Raw genomic sequence first — 17,211 nt, 5'->3', positions numbered from 1 at the left:
CTGTCCTTGTCGTCGGGGGACGGTTGCCGCAGTGGCGTGACCACGGGGTGGGGGACGAGCATCAACGGGCCTCTCCAGGGAGGACCGTTGAATCTTCCGAGACCGTGCGTCAAATCGTGCACGTCTTTGTCGAGATCTTGCGCTACTTTGACCAAAGGTTACTGACGTGCTACGAGAGCGTCAACACTTCGATCACCGTGACTATTTATGTCCGTGCGCACCCTGGCGGCCGTCGCGGTCTCGGCACGGGAGGACGGTGGTCCGCACCAAACAGTGATGTCGGTGAGTCATCACGATGACGCACCGACATCACGCTCATCAGCGGGTTGGGATCGACCCCCGGTCAGCGCCGCCAGGAAGACCGGGCCAGGTCGGCCGGATCGCTGGCCCAGTCGCGCAGGATCAGGCGTTCGGTGGTGGGAACAGTCATGACCGGCGATCTTTAGGAGTGGCGGGCGCGACAACAGGGAAGGAGGACCCGATGGGCAACGGATGGCAGCGCACGAAACGGATCATCAGCGCGGCGTTCCGTCCGGTGCGCGGACGGGACCTGTCGCTGCACGCCGCGGCGATCACCTTCTACGGGGCGATCGCCGTGGTGCCGGTCGCCCTGCTGGCCATCTGGCTCACCGCACTGGTGGCCGGGGCCGACCGGGTACGCCGACTCACCTCGTACGCCGTGGAAGCCCTGCCCACCGCGATCGGCGCGCCCCGGGCGGTGGAGGCGTTGGTCGAAGCCGGGGTGGAGTTGACCCCGCTGCTGGCGCTGGCCTCCCTGCTGCCCGCCTCGCTGTACGGCGAGGGCCTGCGCCGGGCCTTCGTCTCGGTGGCAGCGACCCGCTCCGACGAGAACCTGGTCGGCTGGCGCGGCCGACTCCTGCTGCTGCCCCTGCTCGCGCCGGCCCCCGCACTGCTTCTGTCGATCCTGCTGGCGCTCCCGCTCACCACCCGCCTCGTACGCCAGGGTGGTTGGCTCGGTGCGCTCGGCGTGGTGCTGTCATTCCTGGCGGTCTGGCTGGTGCTCACGCCGGTGCTGGTGTGGGTGTTCCGGGTCGTCGGGCCGGCCGCACCGGACTGGCTCTCCACCCTCGGGGTCGGGTCGTTCACCGCGGCGAACCTCTCCGGCTTCCTGCACGGCTTCGTGCTCTTCGCCTCACTACCGCTGGACCTGGGAGTGCCCTTCGGTGGCTTCGACGACATCGGCGCCGGCGTGGCCGTACTCCTCTGGCTCTACCTGTTCCACGTGATCGTCCTGGCCGGCTACTCCGCCACCCTGGCCCTCTCCCGCTGGCGCACCACCCCCACCCCCACCCCTCACCCCAGCCCGCGTTGATCATGGAGTTAGCGTCACCCGGGTCGGCGTGTCGCGACGCTAACTCCATGATCACCGCAGCGGGGTGGGGCAGCGGGGGCCTGTCACGGGGTGGAGAGGGCTTCGGTGGGGGTTTGGCGGGCGGCTCGGATGGACGGGTAGACGCCGGCGACGACGCCGACCACGAGGGCACCGCCGACCCCGCCCAACACCGCGATCAGCGGGATCGTGGGCGGCCATCCCTGATAGCTGGCGTAGCCCAGCGTCGCGAGCACCCCGAGGACCGCACCGGCCGCGCCGCCGAGCACGCTGAGCAGCACCGACTCGGTGAGGAACTGCATCCGGATCTGGCCCCGGTTCGCGCCGAGGGCCCGGCGCAGGCCGATCTCCCGACGGCGCTCCAACACCGAGATGACCATCGTGTTCGCCACGCCGATTCCGCCGACCAGCAGGGCGACCGCCGCCAACCCGAGGAACAGCCCGGAGAAACTGCTCTCGGTGGCCCGTTTCGCGGCGAGCGCGTCGGAGGGGCGGCTGACCTGGACCATCCCGGGCAACTGCGGGTCGAGGGTGGCCGGCAGCACCGCCCGGACGTCCTCCAGGGCGTCCTCCCTGGCCCGTACGTAGACGACCGTGGGGTGCCCGTCGAAGCCGAGCATGGCCTTCGCTGCGTCCCACCCGACCAGCACCGAGCGGTCGAGATCCGGGGCGAGCGGCAACGGGTCCAGGATGCCGATCACGGTGAACCACCGCTCGCCGATGAGCACCTGAGGTGGCTGCTGCGGATCCACCGTGGCGAAGCCGAGCCGGCTCGCCGCGACGTGACCGAGGACGGCAGTCGGAAGTGCGGCCGTCCCGGCGTCCAGGGCCCGACCGGTGTGGATCCGCCCGTTGACCGTCTCCAGCAGGTCCGGCCGGGATGCGAGCACGCTGAGCCCGGACGTGTCGTACCTGTCGATCAGGTCGTTGCGACGCACGGTGGTGTGGGTGTTCGCGACCGCGCTGGCCATCTGGACCGGCCCGATCCGCGACGCCATGGCGACGGCGTTCTCGGGGAGCAGGACGGGCGGTTGCTGATCCGGCACCGGCTCGACCCGCAGCATGTTGGTGCCGAGGGCGCTGAGCTGGTTCATCAGGTCGCGTTGACTGGACGCGGGGATTCCCACCACCACGACCAGCGTGGCGATGCCGATGGAGATGCCCAGGGCGGAGAGGACCGCCCGCATCCGGCGGGTGGTCAGCCCGAGCAGACCGAGCCGGAGTACGTCGGTCGGGGCGAGCCGGGTCGACCGGATGCCCCCCGACTGCGCGCTCATGCCCCGCTCCCGGCGGCGGTGTCGGAGACGATCCGGCCGTCGCGGATCTCCACCTGCCGAGGCGTACGGGCGGCGAGATCGCGGTCGTGGGTGATCACGGCGATGGTGGTCCCCTCCGCGTTCAGGTTCATCAGCAGAGCCAGGACCGCTTCCCCGTTGCGGGTGTCGAGGGCGCCGGTCGGCTCGTCGGCCAGCACCAGCGCCGGCTCGTTGACCAGCGCACGCGCGATCGCCACCCGCTGCCGCTCCCCGCCGGAGAGCTGCCGCGGCAGGTGGTCGACCCGGTGCGCCAGGCCGACCCGGGCCAACGCCTCGATGGCGGTACGGCGGCGACGGCGGCGGGGCACCCCGGCGTAGAGCAGGCCGGTGGCGACGTTCTCGGCGGCGTCCAGCCCTTCGGTGAGGTGGAACTGCTGGAACACGAAGCCGAGCCAGCGGCCCCGCAGCGCGGAGAGCCGACGGTCGGACAGTGCGGTGACGTCCTGACCGGCGACGCGTACGCGCCCGCTGGTCGGCAGGTCGAGGGTGCCCATGATGTTCAGCAGCGTGGACTTGCCGGACCCGGACGGCCCGACGATGGCGAGCATCTCGCCCGCGCGGACGGTCAACGAGACGTCGTCCAGCGCGGTCACCCCGCCCGGGTACGTCCGGCTCACCCCCTCGACGCTGAGCACCGTCTCCGCGTACGCCGGGATCACCTCGGTCGGGGTGTCGCCGGCCCGCGTGGTCACGCCGTTCACGACGCGGTCACCACGTCGAGGCCCGCGGTCACACCGGTGCCGCTGATCTCGACGAGTCCTCGGGCGAACATCCCGGTCTCCACCGCCACCAGGTGGCCGTCGGGCAGTTGGATCGCGTATCCGCCCTCGCGCAGCGCCACCAGCGCGCCGACCGGCACCGTGAGCACGCCCTTGTGTACGGCGGTGGTGAACCGGACCTGCACCGCGGCGGCGTCCAACTTGGCGACGTCCGCCGCTCGGGTCGGCGCGACGAGGACCTCCACCGTCGGCGGGCCGTTCTGGCCACCGCCCCCGCCCGATCCGCCGCCGCTCACCGTCTGTGAGATCGAGGCGACCTTGCCGGGGATCTCGGAGCTGTCGGGCAGGGCGACGACCACGGCGGCACCGACCGTGATGGCGCCGACCTCGGTGGCGGCGACCGGGACGGTGACCAGCTTCGCCTTCTCGGTGACGGCGAGCAACTCGCCGGCGACCGGGTCACCGGGCAGCGCCGTCACCGTGCTGACCCGGGCCGGTCCGGTGAGCACGGCGACCTGCCCGACCTCGATCGTGCCGGTCGGTTCCAGGCCGACGGACTGCTGCCACTTCTTGATCGCGGCGACGATGCTCGCGGTGAGCAGGGCCTGCCCCGCGCCGATCCTGGTGCCGTCCCTGCCCCGGGACGGCTGCGACCCGGTGCGGAAGCCCAGCGCCGTCAGGTTGTCCGACACGAGCCGTACGTCGCTGCCCACCAGGCCGGGCTTGTCGAGGGTACGGAAGAGCGGGGTGCCGCCGAACAGCACCGGCACCGGTTGGTCGTTGACCCAGTAGAGCGGCTTGCCCCGGGCCACCGTGTCGCCCACCTTCGGCAGCCGGGTGACGACGCCCTCTCCCGCGCCCTTGACCACCCGCTCCGGGCCGAAGCCGAGCGTGCCGTTGAACGAGCGGGTGTCCGACAGGTCGACCCGGGCCACCTTCGTCGTCGTGACCTGCGGCGGGGCGCTCGCGACGTCGTCGCCGGGGTGACGCCGCAGGGCCAGCACCCCGACGCCCGCGCCAACGGCGACCGCCAGGGTGACCACGGCGGCCACGATCGCGGTCCGCCGTGTCGTCCGCCGGCCACTCCCCTCGGTCGGGTTACTTCTTGGCACCGAACGTCTCCATCGTGCATTCCCTGGTGACCTGGGACATGGCGTTGGCATCGAGTCCGTTGGTCGGGTCGGCGACCCCGTCGTCGTAGGTCCAGCCAGAGCTGTCCGGCAACGAGTGGATCTTCAAACCGCGCCCCCGCAGGCACTTGACGTAGTCGTTCCACTGGCTCACGTAGTTCACGTTCTTGTCCCGATCCAGCTCCGGCGGCTGGAGCGGCATCTTGTTGGCACACGCCACGTACGCCGCCTTCGGCTCCCCGCTCGGGTCGAGGGAGAGGCCGGTACCGGTCCCCGCCGCTCCGGGCGCCTGACCGGTGTTCAGCTTCACCCCGTGCTCGTGCAGGCAGATCCGGTACGTCTCCCAGAGCTGACTCTCCTCCTCGTCGCTGGTGTCGAGGCGCAGCTGTGGGCGGCCGCTGACCGCGGCACCGGTAGCGTTCGTCGGGGCGGGCGGGGTGGTCAGTGACGCCACGTCACCCGTACCGCTGGCGGTGTGCTTGTCGGCGTCCCCGCCGCAGCCGGTGAGGGCGACGGCGAGCAGCGCGACAGCGGCGAGCCCGGCGGCGACCCGATGGGTTGAGTTGGTCATGCCAGGTAGCTTCACGGCCACCTGTCAGAGACCGGTAAAGATGCGGTCGTCATCCGACAGCCCCAGCTCACGGCGTCGTTGAAGCCCTCCGCCGTCACGTACAGTCGCTGCCGTGTGCGCGTATGTGCTGGTAGCCGAGGACGACCAGAAGCAGGCCGAGCTGGCCCGCCGGTACCTGGAACGCGAGGGGCACGAGGTGCTGGTGGTGGCCGACGGGCGGGCTGCACTGGAGCAGATCCGGCAACGACCACCCGCGCTGCTGATCCTCGACGTGATGATGCCGAAGGTCGACGGACTGGACGTCTGTCGCATCCTGCGCCGGGAGTCCGACCTGCCGGTGCTCATGCTGACCGCCCGCTCGACCGAGGACGACCTGCTGCTCGGCCTCGACCTGGGCGCCGACGACTACATGACGAAGCCGTACAGCCCGCGTGAGCTGGTCGCCCGGGCCCGCAGCCTGCTGCGCCGGGGCCAGCGGACGGTGCAGCAGGCGGACCCGGTGCTGCGGGTCGGCGCCGTGCAGGTCGACCCGGTACGCCACGAGGTACGCAGCGACGGACGCCTCGTCTCCTGCACACCGGGCGAGTTCCAGCTGCTTCAGGCGATGGCCGCCCAGCCCGCCCGCGCCTTCACCCGGGAACAACTCCTGAACTACCTGCACGGGTTCGACAGGTACATCACCACTCGGACCGTCGACGTGCACGTGATGCACCTCCGCCGGAAGATCGAGCCGAACCCGCGCAAACCGGCCCGGCTGGTCACCGTCTACGGCGTCGGCTACAAGCTGGTCGAAGAGTCACCCCATGGCGGGTGAGGTTCCGCTGCGTCGCAGTCTGCTGCTGCGGCTGCTGGCGCTGGCCGTCCTCATCGCCGTCAGCTCGATCGCGGCGACCGCGTGGCTGGCCGTACGCACCACCACCGGGGCGATCCGGCAGGAGCAGGGGCAGGCGCTCGCCGACGACGCCCGCATCTACGACACCCTGCTCGGGTACGCGGCCACCCACCCGAGCTGGGACGGGGTCGACACTGCCCTGCAACCGCTCGCGCGGGACGTCGGCCGGCGGATCGCCCTGACCACCGAGGCCGGCACCCTGATCGCGGACTCGACACCCGGGGCGGGTCCGTTGCCGACCACGCCGTCGGCGACCGTCGACGCGCTCGCCGTCAACACCGCCCTGCTGCCCGGGGTCACCCCGCCGGGCAGCGGTGCGGGCGGCACCGACCGCATCGACCCCCGCGCCGCCGGCCCGTACCTGCTGACGCCCAAGGAACGCGCCGCGCTGCACGACACGGCGACGAAGACGGTCCAGTGCCTGCGCGGGCAGGTGGGGATCGACGCCACCGTCGTCGACGGCCCCACCGGACGGCCGCGAATCGACACCCCCGGCACCGACCTCGCCGAGGAATCGGCCTGCGTCCAGTCGAGGTCGAGCCTCGCGACCCGCACGGCCACCGAGAACAAGGCGCTCGCCCAGCTCAACGCCCTGGTGAGCACCTGCCTGGCGCGGCGGCAGATGGCACCCGTGCAGGTGGGCCTGAACTGGACCTGGAACACGCAGCCGACGTCCAGCACACCCGCCGCCCGACCGCTGGCCGGGGCCGACCAGGAGCACAACCGGGCGATCAGCGCCTGCGTCGGCACCAGCCGACGCGAACAGCTCCTGCCGTACGTCGCCCCGGCCGCCACCCTCTTCGTCGGCGACCCGGGTGGGCGTCCTTCGCGCACCTTCGACCTCTCCCCCGCCAACCAGACCCGCATCATCGCGGTCGCCGGTGTCGTCCTGCTGGTGACGATCGGCGTCACCGTCCTCGCCGGCATCCGGCTGACCCGCCCGCTGCACGCCCTGACCGGGGCGGCGCAGCGGATGCGCGACGGCGACGGCTCCGCCCGGGTCCGGGTGACCGGCCGCGACGAGATCGCCCGGTTGGCCGAGGTCTTCAACGACATGGCCGAGCGGCGGGAACGCCTGGAGCAGCTGCGCCGGGCGATGGTCAGCGACATCGCGCACGAGATGCGTACGCCGGTGAGCAACATCCGGGGCTGGCTCGAAGCGGTCGAGGACGGCGTGGCGGACCCGGACCGCCGGCTGCTCTCCTCGCTGCTGGAGGAGGCGACCCTGCTCCAGCACGTGATCGCCGACCTGCAGGACCTGGCCGAGGCCGACGCGGGCGCGCTGCGGCTGCACCGCGAACAGGTCTACCTCACCGACCTGCTCGCCCAGGTCGCGGAAGCGCACCGGGCCCAGGCCGACCGGGTCGGCGTCACCATCACGGTACGCACCGAGGCCGACCCGCAGGTGGACGCCGACCCGGTGCGGCTGCGCCAGGCGGTCGGCAACCTGGTCGCCAACGCGGTCCGACACACCCCGTCGGGCGGGCACGTGACGATCAGCGCCCGCGCGACCGACGCCGAGGTCATCGTCTCGGTGACCGACACCGGCAGCGGGATCAGCGCCGACGACCTGCCCCGGGTCTTCGACCGTTTCTGGCGGGCGGAGAAGTCCCGCAGCCGGCAGACCGGGGGCAGCGGCCTGGGCCTCGCCATCGTGCGCAAGCTCACCGAGGCCCACGGTGGCACAGCGAGTGCCACCAGCACCCCCGGCCGCGGCTCCACCTTCACCCTCCACCTCCCCCCACCCCCCGCCCCCACCCCTGCCCCCGCCCCTGCGCGGTGATCAAGAGGTTTGCGTCATCGAACGACCGTCGAATGACGCAAACCTCTTGATCACCGAGGATGGCGTGGGGTGGGAGGGAGTGGGAGGGGTTGAATGGTGGGTGGGGCGGACTAGGCTGCCGCGGCATGAGCAGTGAGATTCCGGCCCGCGCCGACGTCGTCATCATCGGTGCCGGGCACAACGGTCTGGTCTCCGCGATCCTGCTGGCCCGCGCCGGCCTGGACGTCCTCGTGGTGGAGGCCGCCGACGTGATCGGCGGGGCGACCCGCACCGAGAACCCGTTCCCGAAGGTGCCAGGGCTACGCCACTCCACCGGCTCGTACCTGCTCGGGTTGATGCCCCCGGAGCTGCTCGCCACACTCGACGTACGGATCCCGGTGCTGCGCCGCGACCCGCACTACTTCCTGCCCACCCCGGGCGGCCTCGGCTCGCCGTACCTCCTCTTCGGCAGTGACACCGCCGCCACCCGGGCGCAGCTCGCCGAGTTCTTCTCCCCCGCCGACGTGGCCGCCGACGACACCATGCAGGCTGAGCTGGCCGCGCTGCGGGAAGACCTCGCCCCGGCCTGGTTGGCGGAGCCGCTGAACGTCGAGGAGACCGCCGAGCGGCACGTCCGCCCGGCACTGCGCCAGGTCTTCGTCGACCTCGTACGGGGTTCCGTCGCCGACTACCTGGCCCGGTTCGAGTTCCGCTCCGAGCTGCTGGTCAGCATGTACGCGGTCACCGACGGCCTGTCCGGGCTCAACGCCGGCCCGGACGACCCCGGCACCGGTCACAACTTCCTCGTGCACAACATGTGCCGACTGCCCGGCTCCGGTGGCACCTGGATGATCGCCGAGGGCGGGATGGGCACCGTCTCGCGGACGTTCGCCGAAGCCGCACGCGCCGCCGGGGCGACGATCCGCACCGGTACGCCGGTCAGCGCGGTGACCCTGGACGGCGGCGCCGCGAGCGGAGTGGTGCTGGCCGACGGTCGGGAGGTCGCCGCCCGGGTGGTGCTCGGCGCGTGTGACCCGTACACCCTGATGGACCTGTTGCCCGACGGCGCGCTGCCGGCGCCGCTCGGCGAACGGATGGCGGCGGTCCGCCGACCCGGCACCACCCTCAAGCTCAACCTGGCGCTCACCGGGCTGCCCCGCTTCTCCTGCCTGCCGGACGGCACGCCCAGCCCGTTCGGCTCGACCATCCACCTGCTGCCCGGGTCGGCGTCGCTGGTCGGCGGGGCGGCGACCTCGCCGATGACCGCGCTGCGCGCGATGTGGGCGGATGTGCAGGCCGGGCTACTGCCGGCGGAACCCACCATCGAGTGGTACCTGCACACCACCGTCGACCCGTCGCTCTCCGACGCCGCCGGGCACCACTCGTCCGCGCTGTTCGTCCAGTCCGTCCCCTACGAGTTGGCCGGCACGACCTGGGACGCGGAACTGCCCGGCTACGTCGACCGGCTCATCGGGATCGTCGAGCGGTACGCCCCCGGCACCGCGGACCTGATCGCCGACGCGGTGCCCCTGCCCCCGCCCGGCATCGAGGCGCACTTCGGCATCAGCGGCGGGCACATCCACCACGTGGACAACACCGTCTCGTTCACCGACCGGATGCCCTACGCCACCGGCATCGACGGCGTGTACGCCGGCAGCGCCGGCTGCCACCCGGCCGGCAGCGTCATCGGCGCAGCCGGCCACAACGCAGCCCAGAAAATCCTGTCCGACCTACCCGCCTAACCCCACCCCACCCCACCCCACCCCGCCCCGCCCCGCGCCGCGCCGCGCCGCCCCGCGCCGCGCCGCGCCGCCCCGCGCCGCGCCGCGCCCCGCGTCAGCCCGGCCCGCCCTCACCCCGGTCGATCATGGAGTTGTGGCGCCCGTTGTGGGAGCGAACGCGGTATTTGTCCCCCACCACAACTCCATGATCGACGGGGTGGGGTGGGGCAGGGTGGGGTGGGGCAGGGTGGGGCAGGGCGGGGTGGGGTGGGGCAGGGTGGGGCAGGGCAGGGCGGGGTGGGGTGGGGCAGGGTGGGGTGGGGCAGGGGCGGGCGGGCGGGGGGCGGGGGGCGGTTAGGTGAGGGTTTCGCCGGCGGGGGCGGGGGTTTCGGCGTCTACTCGGTGGGCTCGGACCTTGTGGCCGACGCTGGTCAGGCAGCGGCCGCTGGGCAGGTCGAAACGCCAGCCGTGCAGCTGGCAGGTGAGCTGGTCACCCTCGACGATGCCGAAGCGGGTCAGGTCCGCCTTCAGGTGCGGGCACCGCCGCTGCACCACCCAGTCGCCCAACGTGATGTCCTCGGCGTCGGTGCTGCGCTCGTGCTCGTCGTACCAGCCCTCGGCGTACTGGAGCCGCTCCTCGGAGAGGCACTTGAAGAACGCGTAGACGAACTCGTTGTACTGGCCGATCCGGGCCGCCGAGAACCGGCAGGACAGGAAGAGCGAGTTGACCCAGTCCACCTCGCCGATGAAGAGCAGGTGCTCGATCAGCGACCGCTCGGTCCGGAACCGGTAGCGCACCTTCTCGTCCGCGTACGGCCGCACCTCCTGGCCGGGGAAGTCCACCACGATCGACTCGACGCTCTCGCCGTCGTACCCCACCAGGTCGAAACGGACCGGGCCGCCGACCCCCTTGGCCAGGTAGATCGACTCGTCGAGCAGCGGCTCGATCCGACGCTTCATCTCGGCGAGCACGTCCACCTCGGGGTGCCGCCAGGACGCCTTCTCCGCCTCGATGATGGGGCGCTTACGCTCCCGCATCTCCTCCAGGTGAGCGACCTTGTTCGCGAAGAACTCCTCCACCGCAACCGGGTGGGTGGTGCTCGCACCCTCGGTGGTGACCTCGGCGACGCTGCCCGGCAGCAGCACGATCCCGTTGGTGCCGCCGACCTTGGCGTACTCCGACAGGAAGACCGACTGGTCGGGGAAGATGTTGCCCTCGTCGCCGTGGATGTCGTTGAACTGCCACAGGGCGTCGTCGAGGAAGCACGGCGGACCGGCGATCGGGAAGACGTGCGACGCCTTCAGGTCGTCGATGTACCGCCAGGTCCGGTCGAACTGCCGGTCCCGCTTCTGCTTGCCGAAGGCGGTCTTCGCCGCCTGCGGCAGCTCGTAGACCATCGGGTACCAGATCGCACCGGAGAACTGGAGCAGGTGCGCGTGCACGTGCCCCAGCTCAGCGAAGACGCTCAGGTCGGTGGGGCGGGCGTCGTTCTGGTTGAGCAGCCGGACACCCTCGTACTCGACCCAGAGCGAGGAGTCGCCGATCGGCCCGTCCGTCGGGCTGGTCAACGCCTGAATCATGATCTTCAAGCCGCCGGGTAGCTCCACCACCTGCTCGTTGGGCGCCTTCAGGAACTTGGTGAAGCCGAGCGCCCGGAACTCGTCCTCCATCTCCGAGGTGGGGAACTCGGGGAGCAGGACCGTGGCGTCCTTCGAGACGAACTCGCGCAGGTGTTTCGCGTCGAAGTGGTCCCGGTGCAGGTGGGAGACGTACAGGTAGTCGACCTGGCCCAGGGTCTCCCAATCCAGCAGGGAATTGTCCGGGAACGGGAACCACGACGCGAAGTAGGCCGGGTTGACCCACGGGTCGCACAGGATGCTGCCCGCGGCCGTGTCGATCCGCATGCTGGCGTGCCCGGTTCCGGTCACTCGCACCGCACAGTCCCCCTCAAACAGACAATCAGGTGTACGCCAAACGCTACCGGAGCGGGTCTGACCGCCGCCCCGCGACGCCGGTAGTGCCGTTCAGCCAGGTGGGCGGGGCTGATGGCCAGGAAACCCCCACCCCACCGCTCCGGGTACGAGGCGTGCCAGACTAACCAAAGATCCGATCGCGAGGGAAGGACCGACAGTGGCAGGAAGCGAGCCGGTAACGTCGCCAGACCAGCACAAGCCCGGGCACCGCAAGGCCGGGCAGATCGGCGCCGTGCTGTCCGCACTGGCGCTGCTGGCGATGATCTGCGGCAACCACGAGGGCAGGGTCGAGGACATCTGGCTGATCGGCCTGGCCGCGCTGCTGCTGATCATCGTGATCGGCGACATCGTGCTACGGCGCAACGGTCTGCGCTCCTGACCTGACCCACCGCCGGACGACCGGCCGACGTACGCCGAGGGCCCGCCCCCACCCGGGGGACGGGCCCACGTCCGTACGCGTCGGGGTCAGCGCCCGAAGAGAATGTCCTGTACGTCCTTGAGCGCGGCGTCGACCTCAGCCTCGAAGTAGCCACCCGGCACCAGGCCGAACCGGAGCGTGTCGAGGTCCTTCGGGTCGACCGGCATCGGGTTGCGGCGCTGCATGCCACCGAGCAGCGTTTCGAAGAACCGGTCCACCTGGTCGGGGTCGTACCCGCTGCCGAAGCGGCGCACCTGGAAGCTGCGGCGGATCTGGTCTACCCGGTACAGGTCGCTGCCGGGCGGACCGGCCATCGGCGGGCCACCCATCGGCGGACCGGCCATCGGGGGACCACCCATCGGGGGGCCGCCCATCGGCGGGCCGGCCACCGCGGGCGGGCCGGCCATCGGTGGACCGCCCATGCCCTGCTGCGGCAGCGGAGGCGGGCCGGCCGGACCACGGCGCATGTCGCGCAGGTCCCGCTCCGGCATCCGGATCTCGGCGGTCATGTCGGCGCGACCGTGCCGCCCGGCCTCGAAGCCGTCGAAACGCGACTCCTCCGGGGGCGGCGGATAACCGCCGGGCCCGCGCTGGTCGTCGGGGCCGTACCCACCGCGCTGATCATCCGGGCCGTACCCACTGGGGCCGGCGGGCAGGCCGCGCTGCGGCATGCCGTGCCCACCCATCGGGCCGGGACCCATCGGACCACCGGGACCCATCGGCGGGCCGGCCGGGCCACGTGGCGCGTCGTAACCACCGCCCCGCGGGGCGTCGTACCCACCGGCGAAGGCACCGGTCGGCTCGTCGTAGCGGCCGTAGGGCGGGCCGGCCTGCGCGGGCATCGGCCGGGGCGGCATCGGCTGCGGAACCATACCCCGGTCGTCACGCATCGGCGGACCCATCCGGTCCGGTGGGCCCAGCCGGTCAGCCATCCGGGGGTCGGCACCGCGCCCGGCGCTGTTCCGCTCCTCCAGCTCGGCCAGCTGCCGCTCGACCCGATCCAGGTGCAGGTCGACCTGCCACTCGTCGTAGCCGTTGAAGCGGACCCGGAAGACGACGTCATGAACCTCCTGGGAGGCCACCGGGGCGCCGACCTGTCGGCCGTCGAGCGTCGCCTCGACCCGGTCGAGGAAGGCATCCACCTCGTCGACCTTGTATCCCCGGCGGAGCGCCTTGCGCCGGAAACGCTGACCCTGACTCGCCACTATGTCTCCTGGTCTCGTTCGCCACGCCCGGTCACGCCGGTGCCTCTCCGGCGCGGTCGGTGTTGGTGTCGTTGTCCTCGGCGGCGGCGAGTTGGCCACACGCGCCGTCGATCTCGCGACCTCGGGTGTCCCGAACTGTGGTGGACACCCCGGCTTCGCGCAACCGCCGGACGAACTCCCGCTCGACCGGCTTCGGGCTGGCGTCCCAGCGACTGCCCGGCGTCGGATTGAGCGGAATCAGGTTCACGTGGGCCAATTTGCCGGCCAACAACCGCCCGAGCAGGTCGGCTCGCCACGGCTGGTCGTTCACGTCCTTGATCATCGCGTACTCGATCGACACGCGACGGCCCGTCCGGGCGGCGTAGTCCCACGCTGCGTCCAGCACCTCGGCTACCTTCCAGCGCTGGTTTACCGGCACGAGTTCGTCGCGCAGATCATCATCGGGCGCGTGCAGGGACAGCGCAAGGGTCACTGAGAGGTCTTCGCTGGCCAGTCGGCGGATGGCCGGAACCAGGCCGACCGTGGAAACGGTGATGTGCCGCTGGGACAGGCCGAGCCCCTCCGGAGCTGGGCTGACCAGCCGACGGATCGCGGCGATCACCCGGTTGTAGTTGGCCAGCGGCTCGCCCATGCCCATGAAGACGACGCGCGACAGCCTCGGCGGGGAGCCCGCGACCACACCCGAGGCCGCCACCCCGGCCATGTACACCGCCTGGTCGACGATCTCCGCTGTCGACAGGTTGCGGGTCAGCCCGGCCTGGCCGGTCGCGCAGAACGGGCAGGCCATGCCGCAGCCCGCCTGGCTGGAGATGCAGACGGTCACCCGGTCCGGGTAACCCATCAGCACGCTCTCCACCAGCGCACCGTCGTGCAGCCGCCAGAGCGCCTTGCGGGTCGCGCCGTCGTCGCAGGCCAGCTCGCGCACCGGGTTGAGCAACGTGGGCAGCAACTGGTCGGCCAGCCGCTCCCGGGTCGCCGCGGGCAGATCGGTCATCGCCTGCGGGTCCCGGACCAACCGCCCGAAGTAGTGGTTGGAGACCTGCTTGGCCCGGAAGGCCGGCTCCCCCAGACCGGTGACCAACGCCTGGCGGCCGGCCAGGTCCAGGTCAGCGAGGTGCTGAGGGGGCATGGCGGCCCGGCGCGCGGCGGGGGCGACCGAGATGGCGGGGATCAGGGGAAGGCTCGTCATGGCTGGTCCAGTGTGTCACGCCGTCGGCGACAGGTGCCGCTCCGGAGGTGCCGAACGGGCCGCGACCGCCGGAGCCGGATGACCAGGTAGCCGTGATTCATACCTCAGCCCACCACCGGCACGAGGACCGCCAACAGCAGGTACGCCGTCGGCACCGCGAACAGAATCGAGTCCAGCCGGTCCATCAGACCGCCGTGACCGGGCAGCAGGTTGCTCATGTCCTTCACGCCGAGATCCCGCTTGATCATCGACTCGGCCAGGTCGCCGAGGACCGCCGCACAGGAGACGGCCACCCCGAACAGCGCACCCCACCAGGGGGCCACGTCGAACATCAGCCACAACAGCAACGCGCCGCCCAGGGCTGCCGCGGTGACCGAGCCGGCGAAGCCCTCCCAGGACTTCTTCGGGCTGATCGACGGGGCCATCGGGTGTTTGCCGAAGGAGACGCCGGCCGCGTACCCACCGGTGTCGGAGAGGACCACCCCGATCAGGGTGGCCAGGATGCGCAGGTGCCCGTCGTCGGGAGCCGCCGCCAGCAACGCCGCGAAACCGGCGAGGAACGGTACGTAGACGGCGATCAGGGTGGCCGCGGTGATATCCCGCTGGAAGCCGGCCGGCCCGTCACCCAGCCGCCAGATCATGGTGCCCAGCACCGTGACCAGCAGCCCCAGGCTGAGCGCGTCCGGCCCGGCGAACCAGGCCAGGCCGACGGTCAACACGCCCCCGGCGATCAGCGGCACCAGCGGCGGGTGCGCGCCGCTGCGCCGGACCGCACGGGCCATCTCCCAGCTGCCGACACCGACGGCGGCGGCGATCACCGGCAGGAACGCCAACGGGTAGAACGCCAACGGCACCACGATCAGCACGCCGAGGCCGAGCCCGACCCCGATCGCCGCGGGCAGGTTACGGCCGGCCCGCCCGGCGCCCACCTGCTGGGTGGGCGGTCGGTCGAGGCTGGCCCGCCGTCGCCCCTTCGGCCGTCGACCGGTCGCCGGCGCCTCGTCCGGCACCACCTCGGCCTGAACGGGCGCGAGCTGCTCGGTCGGGTACCCGGGGTCGTCGAAGCGGGCGGGAGGGCCGTCAACGCCGGCCAGCCCGTCGAAGCGACCACGGTCCGGGCCGACATAGGGCGGCGGCCCGTCACCGACGGCGGGAGGTCGGTCCAGGTACCGGTCGCCGCGCCCCCGGTCGTCGTACCGGGAGGGCTGGTTGCGGTCGTCCACGTGCCGGTCCCGGTCGTCGAACCGATCGTGCCGGTCGCGGTCCTCGAAGCTGACCGGGCGGCCCCGCTCCTCGTAGGGGTCCGCGGGGTGCGGGTCGGGGTGCGGCCGGACGGGCGGGTCGGCGTACAGCTCAGGGCCGGCGGCCGGACGGCGGTGCCACTGGCCGGCCTCCATCTCCTGGTCCGGCCAGGGCAGCGCCACCGGGCGCTCCGGCCGGTCCCAGCCGCGAGGCTCGCTGCCGTAGGGGTCGGGGTGGGACATCACGCACCGCGACGCGGCACGAGAACCACCACATGACGCAAGACCACAAGCATCCCCTACACGTGCGATGTTCCTCCGAATTGACCGCCCCGACGGTCGGTCGATCCCCGGTGTGCACCACCCGGTGGCCGGGAATCCTGCCGAGCCTACTGCACACACCGAACCGGCACGGCGGACGAGGCACGCCGACGGACGTCACCCCTCGCCGCTGGGCCGCCGGCCAGCGACGCCCGCCCATCCGGTACGACAGAGCGCAGGCGATCCGCAGCCGTCGATCCGACTCGTCCGGTGCTCGATCGGGTACTGAACCGACACTCCCGCCGTGGTCCGCTGGTGGGGCGCCGGCACCAGCCGGCGCGTCCGCACGGGGGAAGGGCACTCACACATGTACAAGCTCGGTCTCGCGGTGCTGACGGTGGCTGCCATGGTCCTGGCAGCACCGTCACCGGCCGCCGCCACCACCACCACCACGACACAGACCAGCATCACCATCGACCGCCACGCCAGCGAACTGTTCCCGTTCGAGCCGCCCGTCGGGGAGCCGGGCGTGACGTACCCGGCGACGAGGGTCACCGCCACCGCCGACAACTGCCCGGCCGGAATCGTCCTCATGTCGGCGTCGCTGGTGCAGGACGGCCTGCCGACCCTCTGGGCCACCGGGGGACGCGGGGCCGGCGAGATCGTCTGCGACGGCGGCACCGTCGAACTCTCGATGGCGTTCGCCCGGATCACTCCGGCACTGCACCCTGGCCGGGCCACCGCTCGCTTCTCGTTGCGGGACTGGGACACCGGCGAGCAGTTCGCCGAGAGCACCAGGACCGTCTGGATTCCCTGCTGACCTACGGCACGAGGCCCGTTCCCGACGTCGGGAACGGGCCTCGAAGCATGCTTCACACCTCGAGCAGCTCGGTTTCCTTGTGCTTCACGAGGTCGTCGATGTTGGCCACGTACCGCTGGGTCAGGTCGTCGAGTTCCTTCTCGGCGCGGCGGCCCTCGTCCTCGCCGGCCTCGCCGTCCTTGACGATCCGGTCCAGCTCTTCCTTGCCACGGCGGCGGACGTTGCGGATCGCCACCTTGGCCTCCTCGCCCTTGTGCCGCGCCACCTTGATCATGTCGCGGCGGCGCTCCTCGGTCATCTGCGGGAGCAGGATGCGCAGCTGGGTGCCCTCGTTGTTCGGGTTCACCCCGAGGTCCGAGTCGCGGATCGCCTTCTCCATGGCGTTGATCTGCGAGTTGTCGTACGGCTTGATGACGGCCATCCGCGGCTCGGGAACCGCGATGGACGCCATCTGCGTCAGCGGCGTGGGCGTGCCGTAGTAGTCGATGATGACCTTGGAGAACATGGCGGCGTTGGCGCGGCCGGTACGGATGGCGCCGAACTCCTCCTTGGCGTGCTCGACCGCACGGTCCATCTTCTCCTCGGCCTCGAGGAGGGTGTCGTCGATCACCGGTCTCCTCGCCTCCTTCTGTGCTCGTGGT

At 71.6% G+C, this 17,211-nt stretch carries 15 protein-coding genes; 6 read left to right on the top strand and 9 right to left on the bottom strand.

Translation table 11 applies throughout. From position 1 onward, the window contains the following. The first annotated feature begins 481 nt into the window (after nt 1–481). The gene (locus EV382_RS32390; protein WP_130408209.1) at nt 482–1,333 is read left to right on the top strand and encodes a YhjD/YihY/BrkB family envelope integrity protein; all 852 of its coding nucleotides are present in this window, start codon (nt 482–484) and stop codon (nt 1,331–1,333) included. Between the two features lie 83 nt (nt 1,334–1,416). On the opposite strand, the gene EV382_RS32385 is transcribed toward EV382_RS32390, so the two are convergent. The 4 genes from EV382_RS32385 to EV382_RS32370 all read right to left on the bottom strand — a co-directional run bounded on the left by EV382_RS32385 (nt 1,417) and on the right by EV382_RS32370 (nt 5,087). Beyond that, a complete protein-coding gene (locus EV382_RS32385) occupies nt 1,417–2,628 on the bottom strand; it encodes an ABC transporter permease (RefSeq protein ID WP_130408207.1) in 1,212 nt (403 codons plus the stop codon). After that, nucleotides 2,625–3,302 (bottom strand): ABC transporter ATP-binding protein, encoded by a 678-nt coding sequence (locus EV382_RS32380; RefSeq protein ID WP_208758670.1) that lies wholly within the window; start codon nt 3,300–3,302, stop codon nt 2,625–2,627. Before EV382_RS32380 ends, EV382_RS32385 begins: the two co-directional genes overlap by 4 nt. Nucleotides 3,303–3,364: 62 nt before the next feature. After that, nucleotides 3,365–4,498 (bottom strand): biotin/lipoyl attachment domain-containing protein, encoded by a 1,134-nt coding sequence (locus EV382_RS32375; protein WP_208758537.1) that lies wholly within the window; start codon nt 4,496–4,498, stop codon nt 3,365–3,367. After that, complete coding sequence (locus EV382_RS32370; RefSeq protein WP_130408203.1) at nt 4,485–5,087, bottom strand: hypothetical protein; 603 nt, start codon at nt 5,085–5,087, stop codon at nt 4,485–4,487. The genes EV382_RS32375 and EV382_RS32370 overlap by 14 nt, the downstream gene beginning before the upstream one ends. Nucleotides 5,088–5,199: 112 nt before the next feature. On the opposite strand from EV382_RS32370, the gene EV382_RS32365 reads away from it, so the two are divergent. From EV382_RS32365 to EV382_RS32355, 3 genes are all read left to right on the top strand, one after another. After that, nucleotides 5,200–5,901: a response regulator transcription factor gene (locus EV382_RS32365; RefSeq protein ID WP_208758536.1), complete on the top strand. Its 702-nt coding sequence runs from the start codon at nt 5,200–5,202 to the stop codon at nt 5,899–5,901. Continuing rightward, nucleotides 5,891–7,762, top strand: a complete 1,872-nt coding sequence (locus tag EV382_RS32360) for a HAMP domain-containing sensor histidine kinase (RefSeq protein WP_130408201.1) — start codon at nt 5,891–5,893, stop codon at nt 7,760–7,762. Before EV382_RS32365 ends, EV382_RS32360 begins: the two co-directional genes overlap by 11 nt. A gap of 125 nt (nt 7,763–7,887) precedes the next feature. Continuing rightward, complete coding sequence (locus EV382_RS32355; RefSeq protein ID WP_130408199.1) at nt 7,888–9,483, top strand: phytoene desaturase family protein; 1,596 nt, start codon at nt 7,888–7,890, stop codon at nt 9,481–9,483. Between the two features lie 333 nt (nt 9,484–9,816). Here EV382_RS32355 and EV382_RS32345 read toward each other — a convergent pair whose 3' ends face one another. Beyond that, entirely contained in the window at nt 9,817–11,397 is a 1,581-nt protein-coding gene (locus EV382_RS32345) for a Rieske 2Fe-2S domain-containing protein (protein ID WP_130408197.1), read from the bottom strand. A 196-nt stretch (nt 11,398–11,593) separates the two neighbouring features. Here EV382_RS32345 and EV382_RS32340 point away from each other — a divergent pair, with 196 nt between their 5' ends. Continuing rightward, on the top strand, nt 11,594–11,815 hold the full coding sequence (locus tag EV382_RS32340) for a DUF2631 domain-containing protein (RefSeq protein ID WP_130408195.1): 222 nt from the start codon (nt 11,594–11,596) through the stop codon (nt 11,813–11,815). An 86-nt stretch (nt 11,816–11,901) separates the two neighbouring features. Here EV382_RS32340 and EV382_RS32335 read toward each other — a convergent pair whose 3' ends face one another. The 3 genes from EV382_RS32335 to EV382_RS32325 form a co-directional block, all read right to left on the bottom strand. Continuing rightward, entirely contained in the window at nt 11,902–13,059 is a 1,158-nt protein-coding gene (locus tag EV382_RS32335) for a DivIVA domain-containing protein (RefSeq protein ID WP_130408193.1), read from the bottom strand. A 31-nt stretch (nt 13,060–13,090) separates the two neighbouring features. After that, complete coding sequence (gene rlmN, locus EV382_RS32330; protein ID WP_130408191.1) at nt 13,091–14,248, bottom strand: dual-specificity RNA methyltransferase RlmN; 1,158 nt, start codon at nt 14,246–14,248, stop codon at nt 13,091–13,093. A 104-nt stretch (nt 14,249–14,352) separates the two neighbouring features. Continuing rightward, a complete protein-coding gene (locus tag EV382_RS32325; RefSeq protein WP_130408189.1) occupies nt 14,353–15,732 on the bottom strand; it encodes a phosphatidate cytidylyltransferase in 1,380 nt (459 codons plus the stop codon). A gap of 385 nt (nt 15,733–16,117) precedes the next feature. On the opposite strand from EV382_RS32325, the gene EV382_RS32320 reads away from it, so the two are divergent. Continuing rightward, on the top strand, nt 16,118–16,570 hold the full coding sequence (locus EV382_RS32320; protein WP_130408187.1) for a hypothetical protein: 453 nt from the start codon (nt 16,118–16,120) through the stop codon (nt 16,568–16,570). A 52-nt stretch (nt 16,571–16,622) separates the two neighbouring features. Here the strand turns inward: EV382_RS32320 and frr are convergent, their stop codons facing one another. Beyond that, nucleotides 16,623–17,180 (bottom strand): ribosome recycling factor, encoded by a 558-nt coding sequence (gene frr / locus EV382_RS32315; protein ID WP_130408185.1) that lies wholly within the window; start codon nt 17,178–17,180, stop codon nt 16,623–16,625. Nucleotides 17,181–17,211: the final 31 nt, after the last annotated feature.

The organism is Micromonospora violae, assembly GCF_004217135.1.
GTDB classification, from domain to species: Bacteria; Actinomycetota; Actinomycetes; order Mycobacteriales; family Micromonosporaceae; genus Micromonospora; species Micromonospora violae.
Note: the sequence above shows the minus strand (reverse complement) of the source record. Positions and strands in the feature narration are given on the sequence as shown.